Raw genomic sequence first — 305 nt, 5'->3', positions numbered from 1 at the left:
CGGCAATACGGATCGCATCCGTCAACGTCGCCTTGTCCGATGCGCTCGTTTCGATATGCACATCCAAATTATATTTTTTGGCCTTTTCTTTAAAATCGTGTAACTGTCGATCGTTTAGTTTCTGCAGTGACTGGGATTCACCATCCTCAACATGTATTTTTACACCTTTTAATTTTTGCTGATATGCAATATCCAGAAGATCGCCAGGAAGGACTCTCTCATAGCGCATATTCAGATGAAAGGCATAAGCATGTAGGTACAGCGGTATATTTCTCGCGCGTTCAGCGAGAAGTTCATGGTTATAT

The 305-nt window shown here is 42.3% G+C and carries 1 pseudogene; it reads right to left on the bottom strand.

The features are described 5' to 3' along the window. Positions 1–305, bottom strand: a pseudogene (locus KQJ18_RS24500) (hypothetical protein); the annotation flags it as partial.

This window comes from Citrobacter sp. S55_ASV_140, from assembly GCF_018919505.1.
Taxonomy (GTDB): domain Bacteria; phylum Pseudomonadota; class Gammaproteobacteria; order Enterobacterales; family Enterobacteriaceae; genus Citrobacter; species Citrobacter werkmanii.
This window is presented reverse-complemented; position numbering and strand designations above follow the sequence as displayed.